Source organism: Lentzea sp. NPDC058450 (assembly GCF_042721395.1).
Taxonomy (GTDB): domain Bacteria; phylum Actinomycetota; class Actinomycetes; order Mycobacteriales; family Pseudonocardiaceae; genus Lentzea.
This window is the reverse complement of sequence record NZ_JBHXLO010000001.1, coordinates 745,784-767,981: the sequence shown is the minus strand read 5'-3', so window position 1 is coordinate 767,981 and position 22,198 is coordinate 745,784. Positions and strand designations below refer to the sequence as shown.

The following is a 22,198-nucleotide window of genomic DNA, read 5'->3' as shown; positions in this document are numbered from 1 at the left end:
GCCACCGGTCTGTTTCAGGACAGGTACATGCCGCCGTTCACGTCGATGGTCGTGCCGGTGACCGACGCGGCCGCCGGAGAGCACAGCCACGCCACCGTGCCCGCGATCTCCTCGGCCGCGGCGATGTGGTCGAGCGGGATGGTGGCGCGCAGCTCGGCCAGTTCCACGGCGGAGAGCCGGTCGATCATCGGCGTGGCGACGGGCCCCGGCGCCAGGCAGTTCACCCGGATGCCTTGGGAGGCCTGGTCTTTGGCCAGGTGCTTGGTCAGGCCGATGATCCCCGCCTTGGCCACGGCGTAGGCCGGGCCGGACAGACGGTTGCCGCCGTGCCGGCCGTTGACGGAGCTGAAGAGCACGACGGAGCCGCCGCGGTTCATCAGCGGCAGCGCGGCCTGGAGGACGACCACGGCCGAGGTGAGGTTGTCGTCGAGCACGCGGTACCACTGGGCGAGGTCGAGGTCCTCGATGCCGCCGTGGCCGACCGAGCCGGCCGCGTGCACGACGACGTCGAGTGGTGGGGCGCCGTCGAGCACTCCGGCCACCGAGTCCGGGTCCGCGGCGTTGTGGCCCAGGGCCCGGTCGAGCACGAGCACGGTGGTGCCGTCCGCGCGGAAACGGGCCGCGCAGGCGCCGCCGATGCCGCCCGCACCCCCTACGACCAGTGCTGTTGTGGCTGCCATGGGTCTTTCTAACACGTGCGGACGACCCCGGTGCCGGACGCGGGCGCGATCGAATGATCTTCACTTATAATCCCCGGCATGACGAGTGGGGGCGGTGCGGCCGAGGACGGGGAGACCTCGTCCGGGTTGACCCGTGCCCTGCAGATCGTGTTCGCGGTCGCCGAGTCGCCGGAGCCCGACGTCGGTGTCTCCGAGCTGGCCCGCACCCTCGGGTTGAGCAAGACGGTCGTGCACCGCGCCGCCCGCACGCTGGTCGCCACGGGACTGTTCGTCGTGGACGAACGGACGCGCCGGTACCGGCTCGGGCCGGGCGCGGTGAGCCTCGGACTGGCCGCGCTCAACCGGCTCGAGGTGCCGAAGGTCGCCGTGCCGCACATGGAACGCCTGGTCGCGGCCACCAACGAGACCGCCACGCTGTCGGTCCGCTACAGCGACCAGCGCATGTACCTGACCCAGGTGCTGTCGCCGCAGGAGATCAGGATGGCGGTGCAGCTGGGCAAGCTGTTCCCGCTGCACGTCGGCGGGTCGTCCAAGGCGATCCTGTCGGCTCTGCCGGCCGCCGAGATCGAGGGCTACCTCGACCGCAACCTCGTCGGCTCCGTCTCGGTGACGAGCCGTGAGGAGCTGCTGGCCGAGCTGGACCGCATCCGCGCTCGCGGCTACGCGGTCAGCCGGGGCGAACGGCAGGTGGACGCCGGTTCGGTGGCCGCTCCCGTGTTCGACGCGACCGGCCTGGTCTACGGCGCCGTCTCGGTCTGCGGTCCCGTCGCCCGCATCAGCGACGACAAGGTGCAGGAGTACGGCGCGCTGGTGAGCTCCGCCGCGGCCGCCGTGTCGGCCGGTCTCGGCCACCGCCGCTGAACGGCGTTCGCCGATCACGCCGCCACACTGGCCGGCGGCAACGCGACCGTGTGCTCGTTCGCGAAGCCCGAGGTGCTCGACGTCCCGGCCACCGCCGCTGAACGCCGGTTCGCCGAGACCCCGTCATCACCGCCGCTGAACTCGAACCTCCTTCGAGTGAGTCCTTCCCCTGCCCTGTTCCCTTGAGCGGAACGGGTAATCACCGTGCGCACGTGGTCCATTCCGGACTGTCCATCTGGGTGAACACAGCTTGAACACAACCCGGCAGACCTCTCCGTGAGTCCTTGACCGCGCTTCCCGTGCGTGCCTACAGTGCCGGAATCCGGTACGCCGTTCCGGTAGGCGATACGGACGGACACCCATCGGCTTCCAGGAGGCCGCCGCATGGCAAGCGAAAGTCAGGTCGCACCGTCTCCCGCTCGCTCCGCCCAGCGCGGAGAGGTGGGGCCCCGTTGGTTGCTCTGGGTGACCACGCCGTTGATCCTCGCGGCGCTCATCGGGCTGTGGAAGCTCTACACCGTGGTCTCCGGCGTCGGGGAACTGATCGTCCCGCCGCCCGAGGACGTGCTCATCGCGCTCGTCGACCTGCTCGGCCAGCCGATGATCTACCACGCCACCTACGTGACGCTCTACGAAACGCTCGTCGGTTTCGGGATCGCCGTGGTGATCGGTGTCGCGCTCGGCATCGTGCTGGGCCGGATGCCGGGCGTGGAACGCATTCTTTCGCCTTTTCTCGTGGCGACCCAGGTCGTGCCGAAAGTGGCCATTGTGCCGTTGCTGCTGCTGTGGTTCGGTTTCGGTCTGACCTCGAAGATCTTCATGGCCGCGATCATCTCGTTCTTCGTGATGACGCAGAACACGATTCTGGGAATTCGTTCGATCGAACCGGGGCACCGGGACCTGATGCGCGTCATTCAGGCCCCGTGGTGGAAGCGGGTCATCTCGCTGGACATCCCGTCGTCGCTGCCGGCCGTGCTCACCGGCATCGAGCTGGGCATCGTCTTCGCCATCACCGGCGCCATCGTCGGCGAGTACCTGGGCGGCGACGAGGGCCTCGGCGCGCTGGCCACGGTCATGCTCGCCAGTCTGCGCACCGACCAGCTGTTCGCGGTCGTGATCATCATGACCGTCCTCGGATTCCTCCTCTACGCCGTGGTCGCCGGCATCCGGCGATTCGCGATCCCGTGGCACGAGTCGTCGGGGCGTGCCTCCTCCCTGTAGACCTCGCTCTCTCTTCCAGGAGATCCCCACATGGACCGACGCTCTTTTCTCCGGACCACCGCCTTCGCCGTCACGGCCGCCGGCGGAAGCTCTTTCCTGATCGGTTGTGCGCCCTCGACCGGTAATTCCACGAGGCCGTCCGGCAACCCGAATCTTCCCGAAGCCGTGTTCGTCACGCCGTTCCAGCACATCACGAACTACGCGGACGTGTACGTGGCGATTCAGGAGGGGTACTTCGCCGAGGCGGGAATCCGGGTCACCCCGGTCGGCGGCACCGGCACGGCGAGCTCCATCTCGCAGGTCGCCGCGGGCCAGGGCCTCTTCGGCAAGGCGGCCTCGGTGATCACCTGCCCGCTCATCGCGGACAACAACACCGAGATCATCACGGTCGCGCACGGTGACCACCGCAGCCAGTACAGCGTCGCCTCCGACCCGGCCAAGCCGCTGACCGACCCGGCCCAGTGGCAGGGCAAGACGATCGGCGTCATCTCCAAGGGCGGAACGACCGAACTGCTCCTCGACGCGATGTCCGTCGCGAAGGGACTCGACCCGAAGAACGTCCGCAAGGTCGTCACCGGAGCGGACGTCGGCTCGCTCGAGTTCCTGCGCCGCGGCGAGGTGGACGGCTTCATCACGTTCATCGGCTCCGAGGCCGCGTTCAAGCAGCGCAAGATCGACCTGCACTACCTGAACACGGACGAGTTCGCGAAGATGCCCGGCGACTCGTACTTCGTGAAGAAGGCCGACGTCCAGTCCAAAGGGGACGCCATCGCGGGCTTCCTGCGGGCGTCGCGCCGGGGCTTCGAGTTCGTCGAGAAGCCGGAGAACCTCGACCGCGTGCTCAACGCGATCGGCGCGTTCAACAAGGTCGAGGTGAGCGACCGCGAGCTGGCCAAGCTCAAGGTCGAGGCCCAGCCGGTCATCTGCAAGCCGGCCGACGGCGCCAAGTACCTCTCCGTCGACCTGCCCGCGTGGGAGTCGGCGCTGGAGCTGATGCGCAAGTCCGGCATCGTGAAGGACCGCTCCCGGCCGATCACGGACTTCGTCACGAGCCAGTTCGTGGACGCCCTGTGACGCACACCGATCTTCTCGTCGTCGGCGCCGGGACCGCCGGCCTGCCCGCCGCCATCGAGGCCGCGCGGGCGGGGCTGAAGGTCACCGTCGTCGAGCAGAGCGACCAGGCGGGCGGAACGCTGTGGCGTTCGTGGGCGCAGATGTCCGCCGGTGGCACGAGGTTGCAGCGCACCAAAGGCATTCACGACACGCCTGAGTTGCACTTCGACGACGTGATGCGGATCAGCAAGGGCACGGCGGACCCGGTGCTGGTGCGGCTCGCGGTCGAGCACGCGCCCGCCACCATCGACTGGCTGATGTCGGCCGGGTTCGACATGCACCCGGACGCCCCGGCGATCCTGTACTTCCACGAGCCGTACTCGCTGCCCCGCACCTACTGGGGCCGCAACGGGGGCCGCTCGGTGCTGGAGGTGCTGCTGCCGCGGTTCGAACGGTGGTGCGCCGACGGCGCGATCACCTTCCTGCCCGGCACCACCATGACCGCCCTGCACCAGGACGGCCCCGGCCGGGTGCGCGGCGCGGCGGTGACCGGACCGGACGGCGTGGTCACCGACATCGAGGCGACGACCGTGCTGCTGACCAGCGGCGGCTACTCCGGCAACGCCGAGCTGTTCCCGAAGCTCACCAACGGCGCGCCGCTCGCGGGACCGGGCGCGCCGACCTCGACCGGAGGCGGCCTGCTCGCCGCCCTCGAACTGGGCGCGCGGGTGCGCGGTGAGGACCTGTTCCTCCCGACGTACGGCGGGGTGCTGTTGCGCGACAGCGGGTCCAAGACCGTGCCGCTGGACGACTACCCGGCGCTGACCCCGCAGAGCAGGGCCCCGTGGGAGATCCACGTCAACGTCCGCGGCGAGCGGTTCGTCGCCGAGGACGCCGAGAGCGTGGACGTCCGCGAGAACGCCCTGCTCGACCAGCCGGACCTCACGTTCTGGGTGATCTACGACCAGGCCGTGCGGGACCAGGCCCCGGCACTGCTGCCGACCTGGCCCGCCCGCGAGCTCGACGAGGCGTTCGCGGGCCACCCCTCGTTCGCGAAGGCCGACACCCTCGCCGGGCTCGCCGAGGCGACGGGGATCGACGCGGAGGGACTGGCCGCGACGGTGAAGGAGTACAACGCCGCCGTCGCGGAAGGACAGGACCGCCTCGGCCGCACGCACCTCCCGCTGCCGCTCGAACGCGGCCCGTTCTACGCGGTGCGCAACCACGGCACCACCCTCAAGAGCCCGGCGGGCCTCGCGGTCGACGGCGACCTGCGCGTGCTCGGCCCGGACGGCCCGTTCCAGAACCTGTTCGCGGCGGGGGAGGTGCTGGGCGGCAGCGCGTTGTCCGGCAAGTCCTTCGTCAGCGGCATGAGCGTGACCCCGGCCCTGTCCTTCGGCCGCCTGCTCGGCGAGCGCGCGGCCCAGACCCCGAGGAGCTCCGATGTGGAATCGGCCTGACGTCGACTTCATCCACAGCGCGGACGTGCCGTGGACGCTCGTGCCCGACGGCGACTTCGGCGCGGCGGCGGGCGGCCGGAAGCGGCTGCTCAGCACCGACCCGTCCGACGGCGCCGAGACGCATCTGCTCCAGGTGCGGGCCGAGCACCGGGGCGTGCTGCCCGCCGAGGCGGACATCTACGTCGTCGGCGGCTCGGGCACGCTCGACGGCGAACGGATCGAGGTCAACGACTACGTGCACGTCCCGGCGGGCGCGACGATCGACCTGAAGCCGTCGGTGCGCGGACTGACGCTGTACTGCGGCTTCTGGGGCGCGCCGAGGTTCGTGTCCGAAGAGGACAGCGGGCAGCGCACGGCCATCACGCACACCGAACTGCTCCGGTGGACGCCCGCGACGTGGAGCGGTGAGGTCGAGCTCGACCCCGGCGCGATGCTCAAGACGTTGCGGCAGGACGACTCCGTCTACATCTACCTCGCCGCGATGATGCCGGGCTGGCGGTCCGCCGACGAGGAGGCGCACCCGGTGTACGAGGAGTCCTTCAAGATCTACGGCGACGTCCTCATGGGGGCGCGCGGCGTCATGCGTGAGGGCGCGTACTTCTTCCGCTCCCCGGACGTCTTCCACGGGCCGTTGTACTCCCGGAGCGGCACGATGTCGTTCATCCGCTCGGACGCGGCCACCACGACCGAGTACCGCACCCCGCCGCCCGCAGGCGCGTGGGACGAGCTGGCGAGGGTGGCGTATGCCGACTGAGACCACTTCCGACCTCACCCGGCCGAAGGGGAAGAGCATGGACACCGGCAGCGGAGCCTCGATCTCCGTCCGCGGCGTCGGCAAGGAGTACCAGGCGGGCGCAGGACCCGTCCGGGCGCTCATGCCGACCGATCTGGAGGTCAAGCCGGGCGAGTTCGTCGTGCTGCTCGGCCCGTCCGGCTGCGGCAAGACGACGTTGCTGCGCATGCTGGCCGGCCTGATCGCGCCGACCGAGGGCGTGATCGAGATCGGCGGGAAGCCGCTGTTCTCCGGTCGCGGCAGCGAACCCGTCCGCGACGCGCTCGGCTCGCTCGGGTTCGTCTTCCAGGCCCCGAACCTCATGCCGTGGCGCAAGGTGTGGCGCAACATCGCGCTTCCCCTGGAGGGCAAGGGGATCCCGAAGGCCGAACGGCGCGCGCGGGCCGAGGAGCTCGCGGAACTGGTCGGGCTCAAGGACTTCCTCGACCACTACCCGAAGGCGCTGTCGGGCGGCATGCAGCAACGCGTGGCGATCGCCCGCGCGCTGATCCACCGGCCGTCGATCCTGCTCATGGACGAACCGTTCGGCGCGCTCGACGCGATGACCCGCGACTCCATGAACCTGCTGCTGCAGCAGGTCTGGCAGGACACGGGCAAGACCGTCGTGCTGGTCACGCACTCCATCAGCGAGGCCGTGTTCCTCGCCGACCGGGTCGTGCTGCTGTCGCAGCGGCCGGGCCGGGTCCAGGACGTCGTCTCGGTCGACTTCGCCCGTCCGCGCGAGCTGGGCGTCGCCGACGACGCGCACTTCGGCGAACTGGTCGGCCAGCTGCGCAAGCAGTTGGGCGGGGACTAGATGACCACGCGGGCGCTCGCCGCGTTCGCCGCGGGCGCGTCGTACGACGGTCTGCCTCCCGAGGTGGTGGCCAAGGCCGGCGCGCTGGTGCTCGACTGCGTCGGCGCGGCGATCGGTGGCGCGGCCGTGCCCGAGGTCGTCGCGCTGACCGGGCTCGTGCGGTCGCGTGGTGGCGTGCCGGAGGCGACGGCGGTGGGCGCGCGGCCGGGGTTCGCCGCCCCGCTGGCCGACGCCGCGTACGCCATGGGCGCGGCGGCGGACGTGCTGGAACACCAGGACGGCTACCGGTTCGGCGGGTTCCACCCCTCGCACGCCATCCCGGCCGTGCTGGCGGTGGCCGAGCACGTCGACGCGGACGTGCCGGACCTGCTGACCGCCGTCGTGGTCGCCTACGAGGTGGCGAACCGGATCGCGCGGGCTGCCCACCCGCAGGCCACCAAAGCGGGCTGGTTCCCGACCGCGGCCTCGTTCGGCGCGGCGGCCGGGTGCGCCCGGCTGCTCGGCCTGTCCGAGGACGGCATCGCCGACGCGATCGGGGCCACGGCGTTCTTCGCGCCGGCGATCCTCATCGAGTCGATCTTCGCCGCTCCGGGCGCCAAGCCCGCGTTCGCCGGCCAGATCGCCCGCGCCGGGGTCGAGGGCGCGCTCACCGCCACGACGGGCCTGACCGGCTGGCGGGAGGTGGTCGAACACCCGCGCGGCCTCGTCTCGGTGCTCGGCGGCGACGGGGACACGGCCCACGGGCTCGGTTCCGAGTGGACGATCCTCGACGTCCACCAGAAGTGGTTCGCCGGCTGCCGCCACACTCACGGAGCCGCCCAGGCGACCGCCGAACTCGCGCTGGAGCACGACCTCAAGCCGTCAGAAGTGTCCACTGTGGACGTCGAGGCGTACGACGTCGCGCTGCTGCTCGTCGACCGCCCGGTCGGGGCGGACCCGAGCACCGTCGCCTGCACGCTCAGCCTGCCGTTCGCCGTCGGCGCCGCACTGGCCGACCGGTACGTGGGCGGACGGCAGTACGCGACGGACCGGCGCACCAACCCGGAGGTGCTGCGCGTCGCCGGGCTCGTGGGCCTGCGCCGCGCCGACGACCTGGAGGCGCTCTACCCGGAGTACACCGCCACCCGCGTCACCCTCACCACCACCGACGGCCGCACGCTGACCCGCACCGTCGACACGCCCGCCGGGGACAGCCGCGCGCCGATGGACCGCGACCGGCTGCTCGCCAAGTTCGGCGCGTACGCCGATCCCGTCGTCGGCGCGGAGAACGCGGCACGGGTCGCCGAGGCCCTGCTGGGCCCGTCCGGCTCGGTGCGCGACCTGATCGCCCTCGTGACCGTCTTCCAGGAGGCCCAGGCATGACCGACATCCAGTCCGACGTGTTCACGATCGTCCCCGAGCCGATCACGCCCGAGGCGTTCGCCCCGTTCGGCGAGGTCGTGTCGGTCGAGGCGACGCCGAAGCTGCCGATCGACCTCTACAACGGCCTCAACGCCATCCACGGGCCGATGCTGCTGGAGGCCGACGAACCGGTCGAGTTCATCTACTTCCGGGTGGGCTACCGCGGCGGCGACATCCGCTACCTGGAACGCCACCACGGCGTCACGCAGACGTTCATCCCGCTCGGCGGCATCCCGTTCGTCTCGGTCGTCGCCGCCCCGGACGCGCCGCTGGCCGACGGGTTCCCGGACTTCGCGGCCGTGCGCGCGTTCCTCGTGCCCGGCGACGCCGTGCTGAACATCCGCCGCGGCACCTGGCACGAGCCGCCGTTCCCGACCCAGGACGGCCAGAAGTTCTTCATCTCCAGCACCCCTGGCGTGACGAAGGGCCTGCAGTCCGCCGTGAACGCCGACGGCGAGGTGCACAAGCTCGACGTCGACAAGCGCAACCCGGTGTTCCGCACCGGCCGCCGGCTGCGCGTGGAGATGCCGTGAGCGCAACGGTTCCCGGCGCGGGGATCGGGGGATCGCCGCGCAAACGCGACGGTGGCGCCCTGCTCACCGGCCGGGCCAGGTTCGTGGACGACTACCGCCCACCGGGAATGCTGTACCTCCACGTCGTGCGCAGCCCGATCGCGCACGGCCGGATCCTCTCGGTGGACACCACGAAGGCCGAGGCCGCGCCCGGCGTGCACCTGGCGCTGAGCGGCAAGCGCGCGGTCGCGCTGACCGGCCCCATCCCGTACTTCATCGACCCGGCCGCCCGCAAAGGCAACCGGACCGACATCTACTGCCTGCAGGCGGACAAGGTGCTGTTCGCGGGCCAGCCCGTGGCCGCCGTCGTCGCCGAGACGCGGGAGCAGGCCGAGGACGCCGCCGCACTGGTCGAGGTCGAGTACGAGCGGCTGCCGCACGTCCTCGACGCCGAGGCCTCGATGCGCCCGGACGCGCCCCGGATCTACGACGACTGGCCCGGCAACGTCGTCATCCACAACCGGTACGGCACCGGCGATCCCGACGCGCGGCTGGCCGAGTCGCCGGTCGTGGTGAGCGGCGAGCTGCGGATCGGCCGGTCCACCACCGCGCCGATGGAACCGCGCGGCTACCTCGCGTCGTGGGACTCCGACGCGGAGAAGATGACGATCCACGGCTCGTGCCAGAACCCGCACCAGCTGCGCTGGATGCTGTCGCAGACGCTGGGCATCGACGAGGGCCGCATCCAGATCGTCACCGCGAAGGTCGGCGGCAGCTTCGGCCTCAAGATGCAGGGCCATCCAGAGGAGACGCTGGTCGCGCTGACCAGCGTGCTCGTCGGCCGGCCGGTGAAGTGGATCGAGGACCGGCGGCAGGCGCTGGCCAACGGCGCGCGCGAGCAGGTCCACCGGTTCCGCGCCGGCGCGACGCGGGACGGCCGGATCACCGGGCTGGTGAACCACATCATCGCGGACATCGGCGTGCTGACCGCCCAGGCGGGCTGGGCCATGCCGAACATGTCCGCCACCACGCTGCCGTCCGGGTACGCCGTGCCGGACGTGCGGGTGGACCTCGACATCGTCTGCACCAACAAGCCGCCGATCAACGCCGCGCGCGGGTTCGGCAAGGACGCCGCCCACTTCGTGATGGAACGCGTGGTGGACCTGGTGGCCCGCGAACTCGGCATGGACCCGGCCGAGGTGCGCCGGCGCAACTTCATCCCCGCCGACGAGTTCCCGTACCGCACGTCCACCGGCCTCAACATCGACAGCGGCGACTTCCACGGGTTGCTGGACAAGGTCCTCGACGCCCTGGACTACCCGGCGCTGCGAGCCCGCCAGGCCGAGCTGCGCGCACAGGACTCGTACCTCGGCATCGGGCTGGCGTTCGAACTGACGCCGGAGTCCTCCGACAGCCCCGGGACGTTCGTGTCCGGGTTCGACACCACGACCGTGCGGATGAGCGTCACGGGCAAGGTGACCGTGCTGACCGGCGTCACGAACCCCGGTGGCGGCAACGACACCGGCATCGCGCAGATCGTGGCGGCCGAACTGGGCGTGCCGATCGACTGGGTGGAGCTGGTGCAGGGCGACACCGACCGGTGCCCCACCGGGTTCGGCAACTTCAGCGGCCGCAGCATGGTCGTCGGCGGCGGGTCGGCGACGCTGGCCGCGCGGGACGTCCGCGCCAAGCTCGCCGCGTTCGGCTCGCGGTTGCTCGGGGCCGAGGACGTCGAGGTGGTCGACGGTGTGGTGCGGGTCGTCGCCGAACCAGGTCGCTGCCTGCCCGTCCCGGACGTGGCGCGGGCGCTGCTGACGCGGGCGTTCGCCGAGGGCACCGGGATCGAGCCGGTGCTGGAGTCCACCAGGGCGTACAAGCCGGGCAACATCGACCACACCCCCGACGAGCACGGGCGCATCCAGCCGTACCCGACCTATTCGAGCTGCCTGCACGCCGCCGTGGTCGACGTGGACGCCGAGACCGGCAAGGTGACGCTGCGGGACTACGTGATGGCGCACGACTGCGGCACCATGATCAACCCGGCGCTGGTCGAGGGACAGGCCCGCGGCGCCGTCGCGATGGGGCTCGGGGCCGCGCTGTCCGAGGTGCTGGTCTTCGCCGAGGACGGCACGCTCGCGAGCGACAGGTTCAAGAGCTACTTGCTGCCCCGCGCCGGGGACATCCCGCACATGCGGATGATCCACCAGGTCACGCCCAGCCCGTTCACCATGCACGGCAACAAGGGCGCGGGCGAGGCCGGTGTCGGCGGGGCGCAGGCCGCCGTGGCGAACGCCGTCGAGGACGCGCTGGCGCCGTTCGGCGTGACCGTGACCGGGGTGCCGCTGACCCCGCCCGCCGTGCTGGCGCTGCTGGACGAGGCGGCCCGATGAGCGCGCCCGAGTTCTTCGCCCCGTCCGATGTGGACGGTGTGGTGGCGGCGATGTCCGGAGGGGACGCGGTCGCGGTGGCCGGCGGGACGATGGTCGTGCCGGACATGACGCACGGCCGCACCCGTCCCGGCCGGGTCGTCGACCTGTCCCGCGCCGGATTCGGTGCCATCACGGCTGATCCGTCCGGGCACGAGGTCGGCGCGATGGCGACCTACGACGCGCTGGCCGCCTCGGACCTGCCGCTGCTGCCGTTCGTGGCGCGGGGGATCACCGGCGGACCGCAGATCCGCGGCCGGGCCACGGCGGGCGGGTCCGCCTGCTACGCCAACCCCGCCTCGGACGTCCCGGCCTGCCTGGTGGCGCTGGGGGCCCGGATGCGGCTGGTCAGCGCGCGGGGCGAGCGGGAGGTGCCGGCGGAGGAGTTCTTCGTCGGAGGCTTCCGGACCGTGCGCGAGCCCGACGAGGTCCTGCGGGCGTTCCACGTGCCTGTTTCCAGCGGCACCACGGGATATCTCAAGTTCAAGCTCGCCGAGAGCAGCTGGCCGATCGTCACCGCGGCGGCCGTCGCCGGGCCGGACGGCGTGCGCGTCGCGATCGGCGGTGCCGCGGACCGGCCCGTCGTCGTCACGGCCGACCGCGCGGACGTGGACTGGCGCGGTGTCGTGCACGCCGCGCTCGACGCCGCCCCGCCCTGGTCGGACGTGCTGGCCGACGCCGCCTACCGGCGCCGGATCGCCCCGGTGATCGCCGCCCGTGCCGTGGCGCGCGCGGTCGAGGAGGAGTCATGAGGCTGACGGTCAACGGCGTCGAGCGCGAGTTCGACGCGGACGGGCGGACCCTGCTGGTGCACGCCGTCCGCGAACGCGCAGGGCTCACCGGCACGCACGTCGGGTGCCTCACCGGGGACTGCGGCGCGTGCACGGTCGTCCTCGACGGCCGCACCACCAAGTCCTGCTCGGTGCTGGCGCTGAGCGCGGACGGCGGCGAGGTCGAGACCGTCGAGTCGCTCGCCGACGGCGACGCGCTGCACCCCGTGCAGGAGGCGTTCTGGGACGAGTTCGCCTTCCAGTGCGGCTTCTGCCTGCCGGGCATGCTGCTCACCGCGAAGGAGCTGATCGAGTCCACTCCGGACCCGACCGACGAGCAGATCCTGGCCGCGATCAACGGGAACCTGTGCCGCTGCACCGGGTACAACACGATCGTCGCGGCCGTGCGCGAGGCCGCCCGCCGCGTCCGGGAGGCCGGATGACGCCCGCGGAGATCGTCGAGGACTTCCTGGCCGCCGTCGAACAGGGCCGTGCCGAGGACGCCGCACGCCACCTGGACCCGTCCGTCCGGATGCTCTTCCCCGGCGGCCGCGAGTACCGGGACCTGGCGGAACTGGCCGCCGTGTCGGCGACCCGCTACCGCTCTGTCGGCAAGCACCGCGACCACTGCGACACGGTGGACGACGTCGTGTACTCGTGGGGACGCCTGTACGGCGAGAACCTGCACGGCGTCCGCTTCGACCACGTCCGCTACGTCGACCGGTTCGTGCTGCGGGACGGGCTGATCGTCGAACAACTCGTCTGGAACGACCTCGCCGAGACCGGCGTGCTGCACGCCAGGACCGAGGCCGAGCTGGACGCCCGGTGGCGGCCGTGACGGCCTGGCCGCGGGTGTTCTCGCCGGTCGAGATCGGCGGGGTGCGGCTGCGCAACCGCGTGTTCGTCTCCGCCCACACCACCAACTTCGGCCAGGACTTCCTGCCGACCGACCGGCACGTGGCCTACCACGCGGAACGGGCGCGCGGCGGCGCCGGGCTGATCGTCACCGAACCGCTGCGCGTGCACCCCACCAGTCTCGGCAGGGCGGGCGGCCTGGCGTCGATCCCCGCCGCCCTGCCGGGCCTCCAGCGCATCACGGAGGCCGTGCGCGGCGCCGGTGCCGCCGTGTTCACCCAGATCACGCACGCGGGCCGGCACAGCGAGAACGTCTTCCGCCGCACCGCCGCCTGGGGGCCGTCCGCCCGTCGCTGGAACGCGGCCGGGAGCACCCCACATGCGATGTCGCGCCGCGACATGACCGAGGTCCGCGACGCCTACGTGCGCGCCGCCCACCTCGCCGTGGCGGCGGGGTTCCAGGGCGTGGAGATCCACTTCGGTCACGGGCACCTGCTGCACCAGTTCATCTCGCCGCACTCCAACGTCCGCGAGGACTCCTACGGCGGCAGCCTCGACAATCGCCTCCGCTACCCGCTGGAGGTGCTCGACGCCGTCCTGGACGCCATCGGCTCCGCGGTCGCGGTCGGTGTGCGGATGAGCGTGGACGAGCTGGTCGCCGAAGGTCAGGACCTCCAGCAGGGCAAGGACATCGCCGCCCTGCTCGACGGCACCCGCCCGCTCGCGTTCCTCAACCTCTCGCTCGCCTCGTACACGGTGCCGTCCATCGGTCACCACGTCGCCGACATGAGCGAGGGCCACACCCCGTACCTGGCGCAGACCCTGGCCGTCGCCGCCGGGTGCACCAGGACGCCCGTGCTCGCCGCGTGCCGGTTCGTCGACCTCGACGACGCCGAACGCGGACTCGCCGCCGGGCTCGCGGCCGTCGCGATGACCCGCGCCCACATCGCCGACCCGCACCTGCTGGCCAAGGCGGGCCAGGGCCGTGCCGCCGACATCCGGCCGTGCGTCTCCTGCAACTTCTGCATCGGCGAGATCGCCGGGCACCGCCCCATCACCTGCATGGTCAACCCGGCCGTGGGCCGCGAGACCGAGTGGCCCGAGGTCCCCGAACCCGCTGCCACGCCGGGCAGGATCGTCGTGATCGGCGGGGGACCGGCCGGTGCCGAGGCCGCCGCGCTCGCCGCCGAACGCGGCCACACCGTCACGGTCTGGGAGGCGGCGGGCGAGCTCGGCGGCCAGCTGCGGATCGGACGACGTGGTGCCGGGCGCGGCCACCTCGACCGGTTGCGCCGCCACCAGCAACGCCGGCTCGCCCGGCTCGGCGTGCCCGTCCGTCCGCGCAGGGCCACCGCCGCCGACGTGCTCGCCGAGGCCCCGACCGCCGTCGTGCTCGCCACCGGCGGCGTGCGACGGCCCCGCGACATCCCCGGCTGGGGCACCGCGCTGACCCCGGACGACGTGCTGCGCGGCCGCGAGTGGTCCGGCCGGACACTGCTCGTCCTCGACGACGAGGGCAGCTGGACCACCGCCTCGGTGGCCGAGACCGCCGCCCGGTGCGGCGCGGCCGTGCACGTCGTCTCGGCACCGGCGGCCCCGCTCTGGGCGGTCAGCGAGTACAGCCGCATGACCGCCGTGGAACGCCTGCGCGGCCTGGGAGTCCGGTTCTGGACGTCGTCCACTGTGGACGTGCGTGCCGCGACCGTCACGAACTCCCTGACCGACGCGAGATCCGCGCTGCCCGGCCTGACCGACGTGGTCGTCGTCGAGCCCCCGGACCCCGAGGACGCGCTCGCCGGCGAACTGGCCGAGGCGGGCGTGCCCGTGCACCTCGCCGGGGACGCCGTCGCCCCGCGCTCACTGCTGGAAGCCGTCGCCGAGGGGCACGTCCTCGGCCGCTCGATCTAGGAGGCCCCGCATGGCCCGCAAGCTCGTCCTGCTGACCTACAACATCAAGCCGGGCGTCCCGCTGGAGGAGTACGCCGAGTACACGCGCACGGTCGACTACCCGGTCTTCCGGCAGAACCCCGGCATCCAGAACTACGCGAACTACGTCGTGCGGCAGAACGCGCGCGGCGAGGAGTGGTTCAAGCACTTCGACCTCATGTTCGTCGACGACCTGGACGCCTTCCACGCCGGGGGAGCGCTGCACCACGGCGACCCGGCCGTCCTCGCGCACGCCGCGAAGTGGCGCGAGAAGTGGGGCCAGGACCCGGCGACCGGCTGGCGCACGGACGTCAACATCACCTACGCCGACGAGATCTGGGGGTGAGCACGGCCCGCGGCGGACGGGTGGTCTGGCTGGCCGTCCTGGTCGGCGCGGGCTACATGCTCCCGCTCTACCTGACCGGCGCGCTGAGCGTGCTGATCAGGGACGACCTGGGCCTGTCCGCGCCCGAGTTCGGTGCCGTGGTGTCGGCGTTCTTCGCCGTGGGCGGGGTGCTGATGCCGTTCGGCGGCCGGATCGTCGACCGGGTGGGCGCGGCCGCCGCCGTGCGGCTGGCCATCGCCGGGGCGGTCCTGTGCCTGGGGCTCGCGGCCGCGTTCGGCGGCACGGCGACCGGGCTGACGCTGGCGCTGGTCGTCGGCGGGGTCGGCACGGCGGTGGCCGGACCGGTGGGCGGGATGCTGATCGCGCGGGGAGTGCCGCCGCGCGCGGCACCCCGGGCGTTCGCGCTGGAACGGTCGTCCATCCCGGCGGCGACACTGGTCGCCGGACTGGCCGTGCCGACGCTCGCGGTGGTCCTGCACTGGCGGGCGGTGTTCCTCTGCGCGGCCGTGGCGGTGGCGGCGATCGCGCTGGTGCCGGTGCCGGGGCTGTCGCCGCCGGTGGCTAGGAAGCACGGCGGGTCGTTGCGTCCCCTCGGGCCGTTGCTGGTGATGACGGCGGTGTTCTTCCTCGGTTCCGCGGCGGCGACGTCGATGAGCGCGTTCCTCGTCGGCTACGGCGTTTCGCTCGGCGAAACGGCCGGGCTGGCCGGGGTGGTGCTGGCGGTGGCGAGCGCGGGCACGATCGGCGCCCGGCTGCTGCTGGGCTTCCAGCGCGGCAGAACCCCGGGTAGAGGCACTCTCGTCGGGTTTCTCCTGCTCGGCGCGGCCGGCTTCGCGCTGCTCGCCGTTCCGGCGGAGTGGGCGCTGTGGTCCGGTGCGCTGCTGGCGGGCGCGGCGGGCTGGGGCTGGACCGGGGTGGCGGGCCACGCCGTGGTCAGCGCGTACGCCTCGGCGCCGGGGTCCGCGACCGCCGCGGTGCAGGCAGGAGGCTGTCTGGGCGGGGTCGCCGGGCCGTTGCTGATGGGCTGGCTGACCGACGGCGGCACGTACGCCGGCGGGTGGCTCGCGCTCGGCGGACTGCTCGTGCTGAGCGCGTCCGGAGCCGCCCTGAACCGGCGGATGTGGGCTTCTTCGCACGTCCCGGTGGTCGTGGCCCTTGACCCTCGCGACCCGGCGTGCCTAACCTCTGAGCGGAACAGCGTTCGCCTCAACGGAACAGCCTCGGCGGTTTCCGAGGCGGGAAAGGGGGGACCCGTGACCAACGGACCGCTGACCGGAGTGCGCGTCCTCGACGTCTCCACGATCCTGGCCGGGCCGCTGTGCGCGCGGATTCTGGGCGACCACGGCGCCGACGTCGTCAAGATCGAGCACCCCGTCGCCGGCGACGGCATGCGCGGCCACGGCCAGGTGAAGGACGGGACCCCGTTGTGGTGGAAGGAGATCTCCCGCAACAAGCGCCACATCGGACTCAACCTGTCCACACCGGACGGTGCCGCGCTGCTGCTGCGCCTCGCCGCCGAGGCCGACGTCCTCGTCGAGAACTTCCGCCCCGGCACGCTGGAGCGGTGGGGGATCGGGCCGCAGCGGCTGCACGAGGCCAACCCCGGCCTGATCGTCGTGCGGGTCACCGGCTTCGGCCAGACCGGCCCTTACGCGGCACGGGCGGGCTTCGGCACGCTCGCCGAGGCGATGAGCGGGTTCGCGCACATGACCGGCGAGGCCGACGGCCCGCCCACGCTGCCCGCGTTCGGGCTCGCCGACAGCATCTGCGGCATCACCGCGTCCTCCGCCGTCGCGATGGCGCTGTACGCCCGCGACCGCAACGGCGGCAAGGGCGACGTCATCGACATCAACCTGCTCGAACCGATCATGACCGCGGTCGGGCCGGGCCCGATGGTCTACGACCAGCTCGGCGTCGTCGGCCACCGGCACGGCAACCGGTCCACCAACAACGCCCCGCGCAACACCTACCGCACCAAGGACGACCGCTGGGTCGCCATCTCCACCAGCGCCCAGCGCATCGCGGAACGGGTGCTGACGCTCGTCGGGCATCCCGAGGTGATCGAGGAACCCTGGTTCGCCTCCGGCCACGGCCGCGCCGCGCACGCCGACCTGCTCGACGCCCACGTCGGCGGCTGGATCGCCGACCGCACCGAGGCCGAGGTCGCCGCCGCGTTCGCCGAGGCCGGCGCCGCCGTCGCCCCCGTCTACTCCGCCCGCGACCTCGTCGAGGACGAGCACGTGACGGCCACCGGGATGCTCACCCGCGTCGAGGACCCCGACTTCGGCGACCTGCTCATGCACAACGTGCTGTGGCGCAGCGCCTCCACGCCCGGCGGCATCCGGTTCACCGGCCGTGCCCTGGGCGCCGACACCGACGACGTGCTCGGCGGCCTCGGCCTCGACCAGTCCGAAGTGGACGACCTGCGCACCCGAGGCGTCGTCGCGTGAACCCCCTGCTCACCCCCACCCCGTCAGCGAGGACGACCATGGCCCCGATCTCCCCGGCCGCCACGACCACGGCGGCGTTGCTGGACGCCGTCGCCACGGGTCTGGTGACGCACGACCTGGGCCGCCCGCTCACGGTCGGCATGCCGCAGTCGCCCAACCACCCGCAGTACTGGCACGCGCTGCCCCGCCGCCACGGTGACGCGGTGCGCGCCGACGGCGGCTCGGCGGCCAACGACATCATCACCATGGGCACGCACGTCGGCACCCACATCGATGCCCTCGCCCACGTCTCGCACGACGGCAGGTTGTTCGGCGGCGTGGACGCGGTCGAGGCCGGGCGCGGCGGCAAGTTCGTGGACCACGGCGTGCACACCGTCGCCCCGATGGTCCGCCGGGGCGTGCTGCTGGACGTGCCGGCGGCCGTCGGCGACCCGGCAGGCCTGCCGGCGGGCCACGAGATCACCCCGGACGAGCTGGCCGCGACCGAGCAGGCCCAGGGCACCGAGGTGCGTGCCGGTGACGTCGTGCTGATCCGCAGCGGCTGGGGCCGTCTCTTCGACGACCCGGACAGGACCGTCTACCAGGGCAAGGACACCGGCGTCCCCGGAATCGGCGAGGCCGGCGCGCGGTGGCTCGCGGACCGGGGCGTGCACGCGGCCGGTGCCGACACGATCGCGTTCGAATGCCTGCCACCCGGCGCGGGCCACGCCGTCCTGCCCGCGCACCGCGTGCTGCTGGTGGAGAGCGGCATCTACATCATCGAGACGCTGAACCTGGAGGGCGTGGCCGCCGCGGGCGCGCACGAGTTCCTGTTCGTGCTCTCGCCGCTGCCGTTGTTCGGCGCGACCGGTTCGCCCGTCCGCCCGCTCGCGGTGGTGGGCGCATGACGACTCTCGCGCAGCAGTTGGCCACCTTCGCCGCGACGTCGGTGAAGGACGGCGTGCCGGACGACGTCTCGTTGTCCGTGCGGCGCCGGGTCCTCGACGTCCTCGGGCTCTGCGTGGCCGCGCACCGGTTGCCCACCAGCCGCGCCGCCGCCGACCACGTCGCGGACCAGGGCGGACGGGCGGAGGCGACCGCGATCGGCGTTGCTCGTCCCGTGCCCGCGACCGGGGCGGCGTTCGTCAACGGCGTGCTCGCGCACTCGCTGGACTACGACGACACGCACCTGCCGTCCGTGCTGCACCCCAGCGCGAGCGTGATCCCCGCGGCCCTCGCCGCGGGGGAGGCGGCCGGGGCGCACGGCCGGGACGTCGTGTCCGCGATCGCCGCCGGGCTGGAGATCGCGATCCGGCTCGGCATGGCGGGCTACGACCACGAGCTCGGCAACTCCGTCTACTTCGAACACGGCCAGCACGCCACGTCGATCTGCGGCGCGATGGGCTCGGCCGCCGCGGCCGCGTTGCTCTACGGGCTGGGGGAGCAGGGCGTGCTCGACGCGCTCGGCGTCACCGCGTCGTTCGCGGGCGGGATCATCGAGGCCAACCGGACCGGCGGCACCGTGAAGCGCCTGCACTGCGGGTGGGCGGCCCAGTCCGGGGTGTCCGCGGCGCAGCTCGTCCGGCGCGGGTTCACCGGACCGCCGACCGTGCTGGAGGGCCGGTTCGGGCTCTTCCGGTCGTTCCTGCGCGACCAGGTCGACCTCGCCGCCGTCACCGACGGCCTCGGCAGCACGTGGGCGGTGCCGGGGATCTTCTTCAAGCCCTACCCCGCCAACCACTTCACGCACGCGGCGATCGACGCCGGGCTGTTGCTGCGCGCCGACGGCGCGCCCGCCGACCCCGAGCTGGTGGAGTCGATCGAACTGCGCGTGCCGTCCGCCGTCATCCGGACCATCGGTGAGCCGATCGACGTCAAGCGCGCGCCCGTCACCGGCTACCAGGCCCAGTTCTCCGGCCCGTTCGCCGTGGTGACCGGCCTGCTCGGCGGGTCGGGCCTGGGCGCGGGCCTCGACGACTTCACCGACGACCTGGCGGGCGACCCGCTGCGCAGGGCGTTGATGGCCAAGGTGTCCGTGGTGCCGGACGCGGCGTGCGATGAGATCTTCCCGTACCAGTTCCCGGCCACCGTCGTGGTGCACGGGACCGACGGGCAGCGGTGGAGGGCCGAGGTCACCACCAACCGCGGCGGGCCCGACCGCCCGCTGTCCGACGCCGAGCTGGGCGTCAAGTTCACCGACAACACCAGGGACCGCCTGACCGGTGAGGTCGCCGCGACCGCACGCGACACCGCGCTGGCCCTGCACACCGTCGCCGACCTCGGCACGCTGTTGCGTCCCCTCACCCGTTTCACCGACTGACCAGGAGACGGTTCCGATGGCTCTCGACCTGCTAGTCACCAACGTCCGCGTCGTCCGCCACGACCGGCCGGAGCCCGAGCGCGCCGACATCGGCGTCGCCGGCGGCAAGATCGTGCGCGTCGCGCCGGGCATCGACCCGTCCGAGGCCGCCGTGGTCGTGGACGGCGGCGGGAAGCTCGCGTTCCCCGGCGTCGTGGACGCCCACCAGCACTGGGGCATCTACAACCCGCTGGAGATCGACACCGGCACCGAGAGCCGCGCGTGCGCCCAGGGCGGCGTCACGACCGCGCTGAACTACATCCGCACCGGGCAGTACTACATGAACCGCGGCGGCTCGTACGCCGAGGTGTTCCCGGAGATCCTGGCCGCGTCCTCCGGGAAGTCCTACGTGGACTACGCGTTCCACCTCGCGCCGATGTCCCGCGAGCACCTGGGTGAGATCGGCGACCTGGTGACCGAGCACGGCGTGACGTCGTTCAAGATCTTCATGTTCTACGGCGGCCACGGACTGCACGGCCGCAGCGCCGACCAGAGCTCGTTCCTGATGATCCCGCCGGACGAGCGCTACGACATCGCGCACTTCGAGTTCGTGATGCGGGCCGTGCAGGCGGCACGGGAGGCGAACCCGGAGCTGGCCGACGAGATCTCGCTGTCGCTGCACTGCGAGACGGCCGAGATCATGACCGCGTACACGAAGATGGTCGAGGAGGCCGGCGAGCTCACCGGGCTCGCGGCCTACAGCGCGTCCCGGCCGCAGCACTCCGAGGGCCTCGCCGTGTCGATCGCGTCCTACCTGGCGCACGAGACCGGTCTGCCCACGATCAACCTGCTGCACCTGTCGTCGGCGAAGGCGATGGACGCGGCGCTGCGGATGGCGAAGGCGTTCCCGCACATCCGGTTCCGCCGCGAGGTCACCGTCGGGCACCTGCTCGCCGACATCGACACCGCCTCGGGCCTGGGCGCCAAGGTGAACCCGCCGATCCGCCCGCGCGAGGACGTCGAGGCGCTGTGGGAGCACGTGCTCGCGGGCGAGGTCGACTGGGTCGTCTCCGACCACGCGTGCTGCCGCGACGAGCAGAAGTTCGGCGACCCCAGGGACAACGTGTTCCTGGCCAAGTCCGGTTTCGGCGGCGCGGAGTACCTGTTGCCCGGCATGGTGACGGAGGGTGTGCGGCGCGGGATGTCGTTGGGAGACATCGCGAAGCTGCTGTCCTGGAACCCGGCCGTCCGCTTCGGCCTGCGCACCAAGGGGGCGATCGGCGTGGGCTACGACGCCGACTTCACCCTGGTCGACCCGGCCACCACCTGGACCGTTCGCGCCGAGGACTCCGAGTCCACGCAGGAGTACACGCCGTTCGAGGGCTTCGAGCTGACGGCGGCCGTCACCGACACGTTCGTGCGCGGCCACCACGTCCTGGAGGCGGGCAAGGTCATCGGCGACCCGGTCGGCTCCTACCTCAAGCGCCCGACCGGCGCATGAACCCGCGCTCGTACCTCTACGTCCCCGGTGACCAGCCGGACAAGCTGGCCAAGGCCTCCTCGCGGGGCGCCGACGCCCTGATCGCGGACCTGGAGGACGCCGTCCCGCCGGCGGCCAAGCAGACCGCCCGCTCGACCGTCGCCGCGTACCTGAGCGGTGGCGGCCGAGCGTGGGTCCGCGTCAACGCCGGCGCCGCCGCCGAGGACCTCGCGGCGATCGCGGGGTGCGCCGGCCTGCAGGGCGTGGTCGTGCCCAAGGCCGAACCGGCGTTGCTGTCCGAAGTGGACGAACTGCTGGGCGAGCGGCCGATCCCGGTGCTGGCGATGGTCGAGACCGCACGGGGGATCCGCCGCCTGGACGAGGTGGCGGCGTCTCCCCGGGTCGTCCGGCTCGGCATCGGGGAGGCGGACCTGGCGGGCGAGCTGGGCCTGCGCCTCGACGCCGATCGCACGCAGCTGTGGCCGGTCCGCCTGGAGCTCGTCCTGGCGTCGGCCGCCGCGGGCCTGGTCCCGCCGGCCGGACCCGTGGAGACCGCCGTCCGCGACCTCGGCCGCCTGCGCACCACCACCGAAACCCTTCTCCACCAAGGATTCCGGGCGCGGACCACCCTCACCCCGGCCCAGGTGGACGTCGTCAACTCCGTCTTCACCCCCACGACGGAGGAGATCGCCGCCGCACGCCGGGTGGTGGACCGGCTGTCCGCCGACGCCGTCTGGATCGACGACGACGGCCGGTTCGTCGACGCCGCGGTCGTGCGCACCGCTCAGGACGTTCTCGCACGGGCCGATGCCGTCCCCGGACCCGCCGGTTCACGTCGATCGTGACACGGGGTGGAGAGCGCACTTCATGATCTGAGTTAGGGTGTCCTT

20 protein-coding genes are annotated in these 22,198 nt (G+C 72.4%); 19 read left to right on the top strand and 1 reads right to left on the bottom strand.

Annotated elements, in window-relative coordinates; translation table 11 throughout:
• Positions 1-14: 14 nt before the first annotated feature.
• On the bottom strand, positions 15-680 hold the full coding sequence (locus tag ACFWNN_RS03430; RefSeq protein WP_382438220.1) for an SDR family NAD(P)-dependent oxidoreductase: 666 nt from the start codon (positions 678-680) through the stop codon (positions 15-17).
• Positions 681-758: 78 nt separating this feature from the next.
• Here ACFWNN_RS03430 and ACFWNN_RS03425 point away from each other — a divergent pair, with 78 nt between their 5' ends.
• From ACFWNN_RS03425 to ACFWNN_RS03335, 19 genes are all read left to right on the top strand, one after another.
• On the top strand, positions 759-1,541 hold the full coding sequence (locus ACFWNN_RS03425) for an IclR family transcriptional regulator (protein ID WP_382438219.1): 783 nt from the start codon (positions 759-761) through the stop codon (positions 1,539-1,541).
• Between the two features lie 465 nt (positions 1,542-2,006).
• The gene (locus ACFWNN_RS03420; protein WP_382438218.1) at positions 2,007-2,762 is read left to right on the top strand and encodes an ABC transporter permease; all 756 of its coding nucleotides are present in this window, start codon (positions 2,007-2,009) and stop codon (positions 2,760-2,762) included.
• Positions 2,763-2,792: 30 nt separating this feature from the next.
• Positions 2,793-3,836 carry an ABC transporter substrate-binding protein gene (locus ACFWNN_RS03415; RefSeq protein ID WP_382438217.1) on the top strand — a complete coding sequence of 348 codons (1,044 nt, stop codon included), beginning with the start codon at positions 2,793-2,795 and terminating at the stop codon, positions 3,834-3,836.
• Positions 3,833-5,275, top strand: coding sequence for an FAD-dependent oxidoreductase (locus ACFWNN_RS03410; RefSeq protein WP_382438216.1), 1,443 nt, complete (start codon positions 3,833-3,835; stop codon positions 5,273-5,275). Before ACFWNN_RS03415 ends, ACFWNN_RS03410 begins: the two co-directional genes overlap by 4 nt.
• Positions 5,259-6,029, top strand: coding sequence for a hypothetical protein (locus tag ACFWNN_RS03405; RefSeq protein WP_382438215.1), 771 nt, complete (start codon positions 5,259-5,261; stop codon positions 6,027-6,029). Before ACFWNN_RS03410 ends, ACFWNN_RS03405 begins: the two co-directional genes overlap by 17 nt.
• Before the next feature lie 37 nt (positions 6,030-6,066).
• The gene (locus tag ACFWNN_RS03400; protein ID WP_382438214.1) at positions 6,067-6,864 is read left to right on the top strand and encodes an ABC transporter ATP-binding protein; all 798 of its coding nucleotides are present in this window, start codon (positions 6,067-6,069) and stop codon (positions 6,862-6,864) included.
• Entirely contained in the window at positions 6,865-8,226 is a 1,362-nt protein-coding gene (locus ACFWNN_RS03395; protein ID WP_382438213.1) for an MmgE/PrpD family protein, read from the top strand.
• Complete coding sequence (locus ACFWNN_RS03390) at positions 8,223-8,798, top strand: ureidoglycolate lyase (RefSeq protein WP_382438212.1); 576 nt, start codon at positions 8,223-8,225, stop codon at positions 8,796-8,798. The genes ACFWNN_RS03395 and ACFWNN_RS03390 overlap by 4 nt, the downstream gene beginning before the upstream one ends.
• Positions 8,795-11,167 (top strand): xanthine dehydrogenase family protein molybdopterin-binding subunit, encoded by a 2,373-nt coding sequence (locus tag ACFWNN_RS03385; protein WP_382438211.1) that lies wholly within the window; start codon positions 8,795-8,797, stop codon positions 11,165-11,167. Before ACFWNN_RS03390 ends, ACFWNN_RS03385 begins: the two co-directional genes overlap by 4 nt.
• Positions 11,164-11,955: an FAD binding domain-containing protein gene (locus ACFWNN_RS03380; RefSeq protein WP_382438210.1), complete on the top strand. Its 792-nt coding sequence runs from the start codon at positions 11,164-11,166 to the stop codon at positions 11,953-11,955. Before ACFWNN_RS03385 ends, ACFWNN_RS03380 begins: the two co-directional genes overlap by 4 nt.
• Positions 11,952-12,416 carry a (2Fe-2S)-binding protein gene (locus tag ACFWNN_RS03375; RefSeq protein WP_382438209.1) on the top strand — a complete coding sequence of 155 codons (465 nt, stop codon included), beginning with the start codon at positions 11,952-11,954 and terminating at the stop codon, positions 12,414-12,416. The genes ACFWNN_RS03380 and ACFWNN_RS03375 overlap by 4 nt, the downstream gene beginning before the upstream one ends.
• Positions 12,413-12,811 carry a nuclear transport factor 2 family protein gene (locus tag ACFWNN_RS03370; protein ID WP_382438208.1) on the top strand — a complete coding sequence of 133 codons (399 nt, stop codon included), beginning with the start codon at positions 12,413-12,415 and terminating at the stop codon, positions 12,809-12,811. The genes ACFWNN_RS03375 and ACFWNN_RS03370 overlap by 4 nt, the downstream gene beginning before the upstream one ends.
• A complete protein-coding gene (locus tag ACFWNN_RS03365) occupies positions 12,808-14,736 on the top strand; it encodes an FAD-dependent oxidoreductase (protein WP_382438207.1) in 1,929 nt (642 codons plus the stop codon). Before ACFWNN_RS03370 ends, ACFWNN_RS03365 begins: the two co-directional genes overlap by 4 nt.
• A 10-nt stretch (positions 14,737-14,746) precedes the next feature.
• Positions 14,747-15,100, top strand: coding sequence for a hypothetical protein (locus ACFWNN_RS03360; protein ID WP_382438206.1), 354 nt, complete (start codon positions 14,747-14,749; stop codon positions 15,098-15,100).
• Positions 15,097-17,550, top strand: coding sequence for an MFS transporter (locus ACFWNN_RS03355; RefSeq protein WP_382438205.1), 2,454 nt, complete (start codon positions 15,097-15,099; stop codon positions 17,548-17,550). The genes ACFWNN_RS03360 and ACFWNN_RS03355 overlap by 4 nt, the downstream gene beginning before the upstream one ends.
• Before the next feature lie 38 nt (positions 17,551-17,588).
• Positions 17,589-18,437, top strand: a complete 849-nt coding sequence (locus ACFWNN_RS03350) for a cyclase family protein (protein WP_382438204.1) — start codon at positions 17,589-17,591, stop codon at positions 18,435-18,437.
• Entirely contained in the window at positions 18,434-19,849 is a 1,416-nt protein-coding gene (locus ACFWNN_RS03345; RefSeq protein WP_382438203.1) for an MmgE/PrpD family protein, read from the top strand. Before ACFWNN_RS03350 ends, ACFWNN_RS03345 begins: the two co-directional genes overlap by 4 nt.
• A 16-nt stretch (positions 19,850-19,865) precedes the next feature.
• Entirely contained in the window at positions 19,866-21,329 is a 1,464-nt protein-coding gene (locus tag ACFWNN_RS03340; protein WP_382438202.1) for a dihydroorotase family protein, read from the top strand.
• Positions 21,326-22,153 (top strand): HpcH/HpaI aldolase/citrate lyase family protein, encoded by an 828-nt coding sequence (locus ACFWNN_RS03335; protein WP_382438201.1) that lies wholly within the window; start codon positions 21,326-21,328, stop codon positions 22,151-22,153. Before ACFWNN_RS03340 ends, ACFWNN_RS03335 begins: the two co-directional genes overlap by 4 nt.
• The last annotated feature ends 45 nt before the right edge of the window (positions 22,154-22,198 follow it).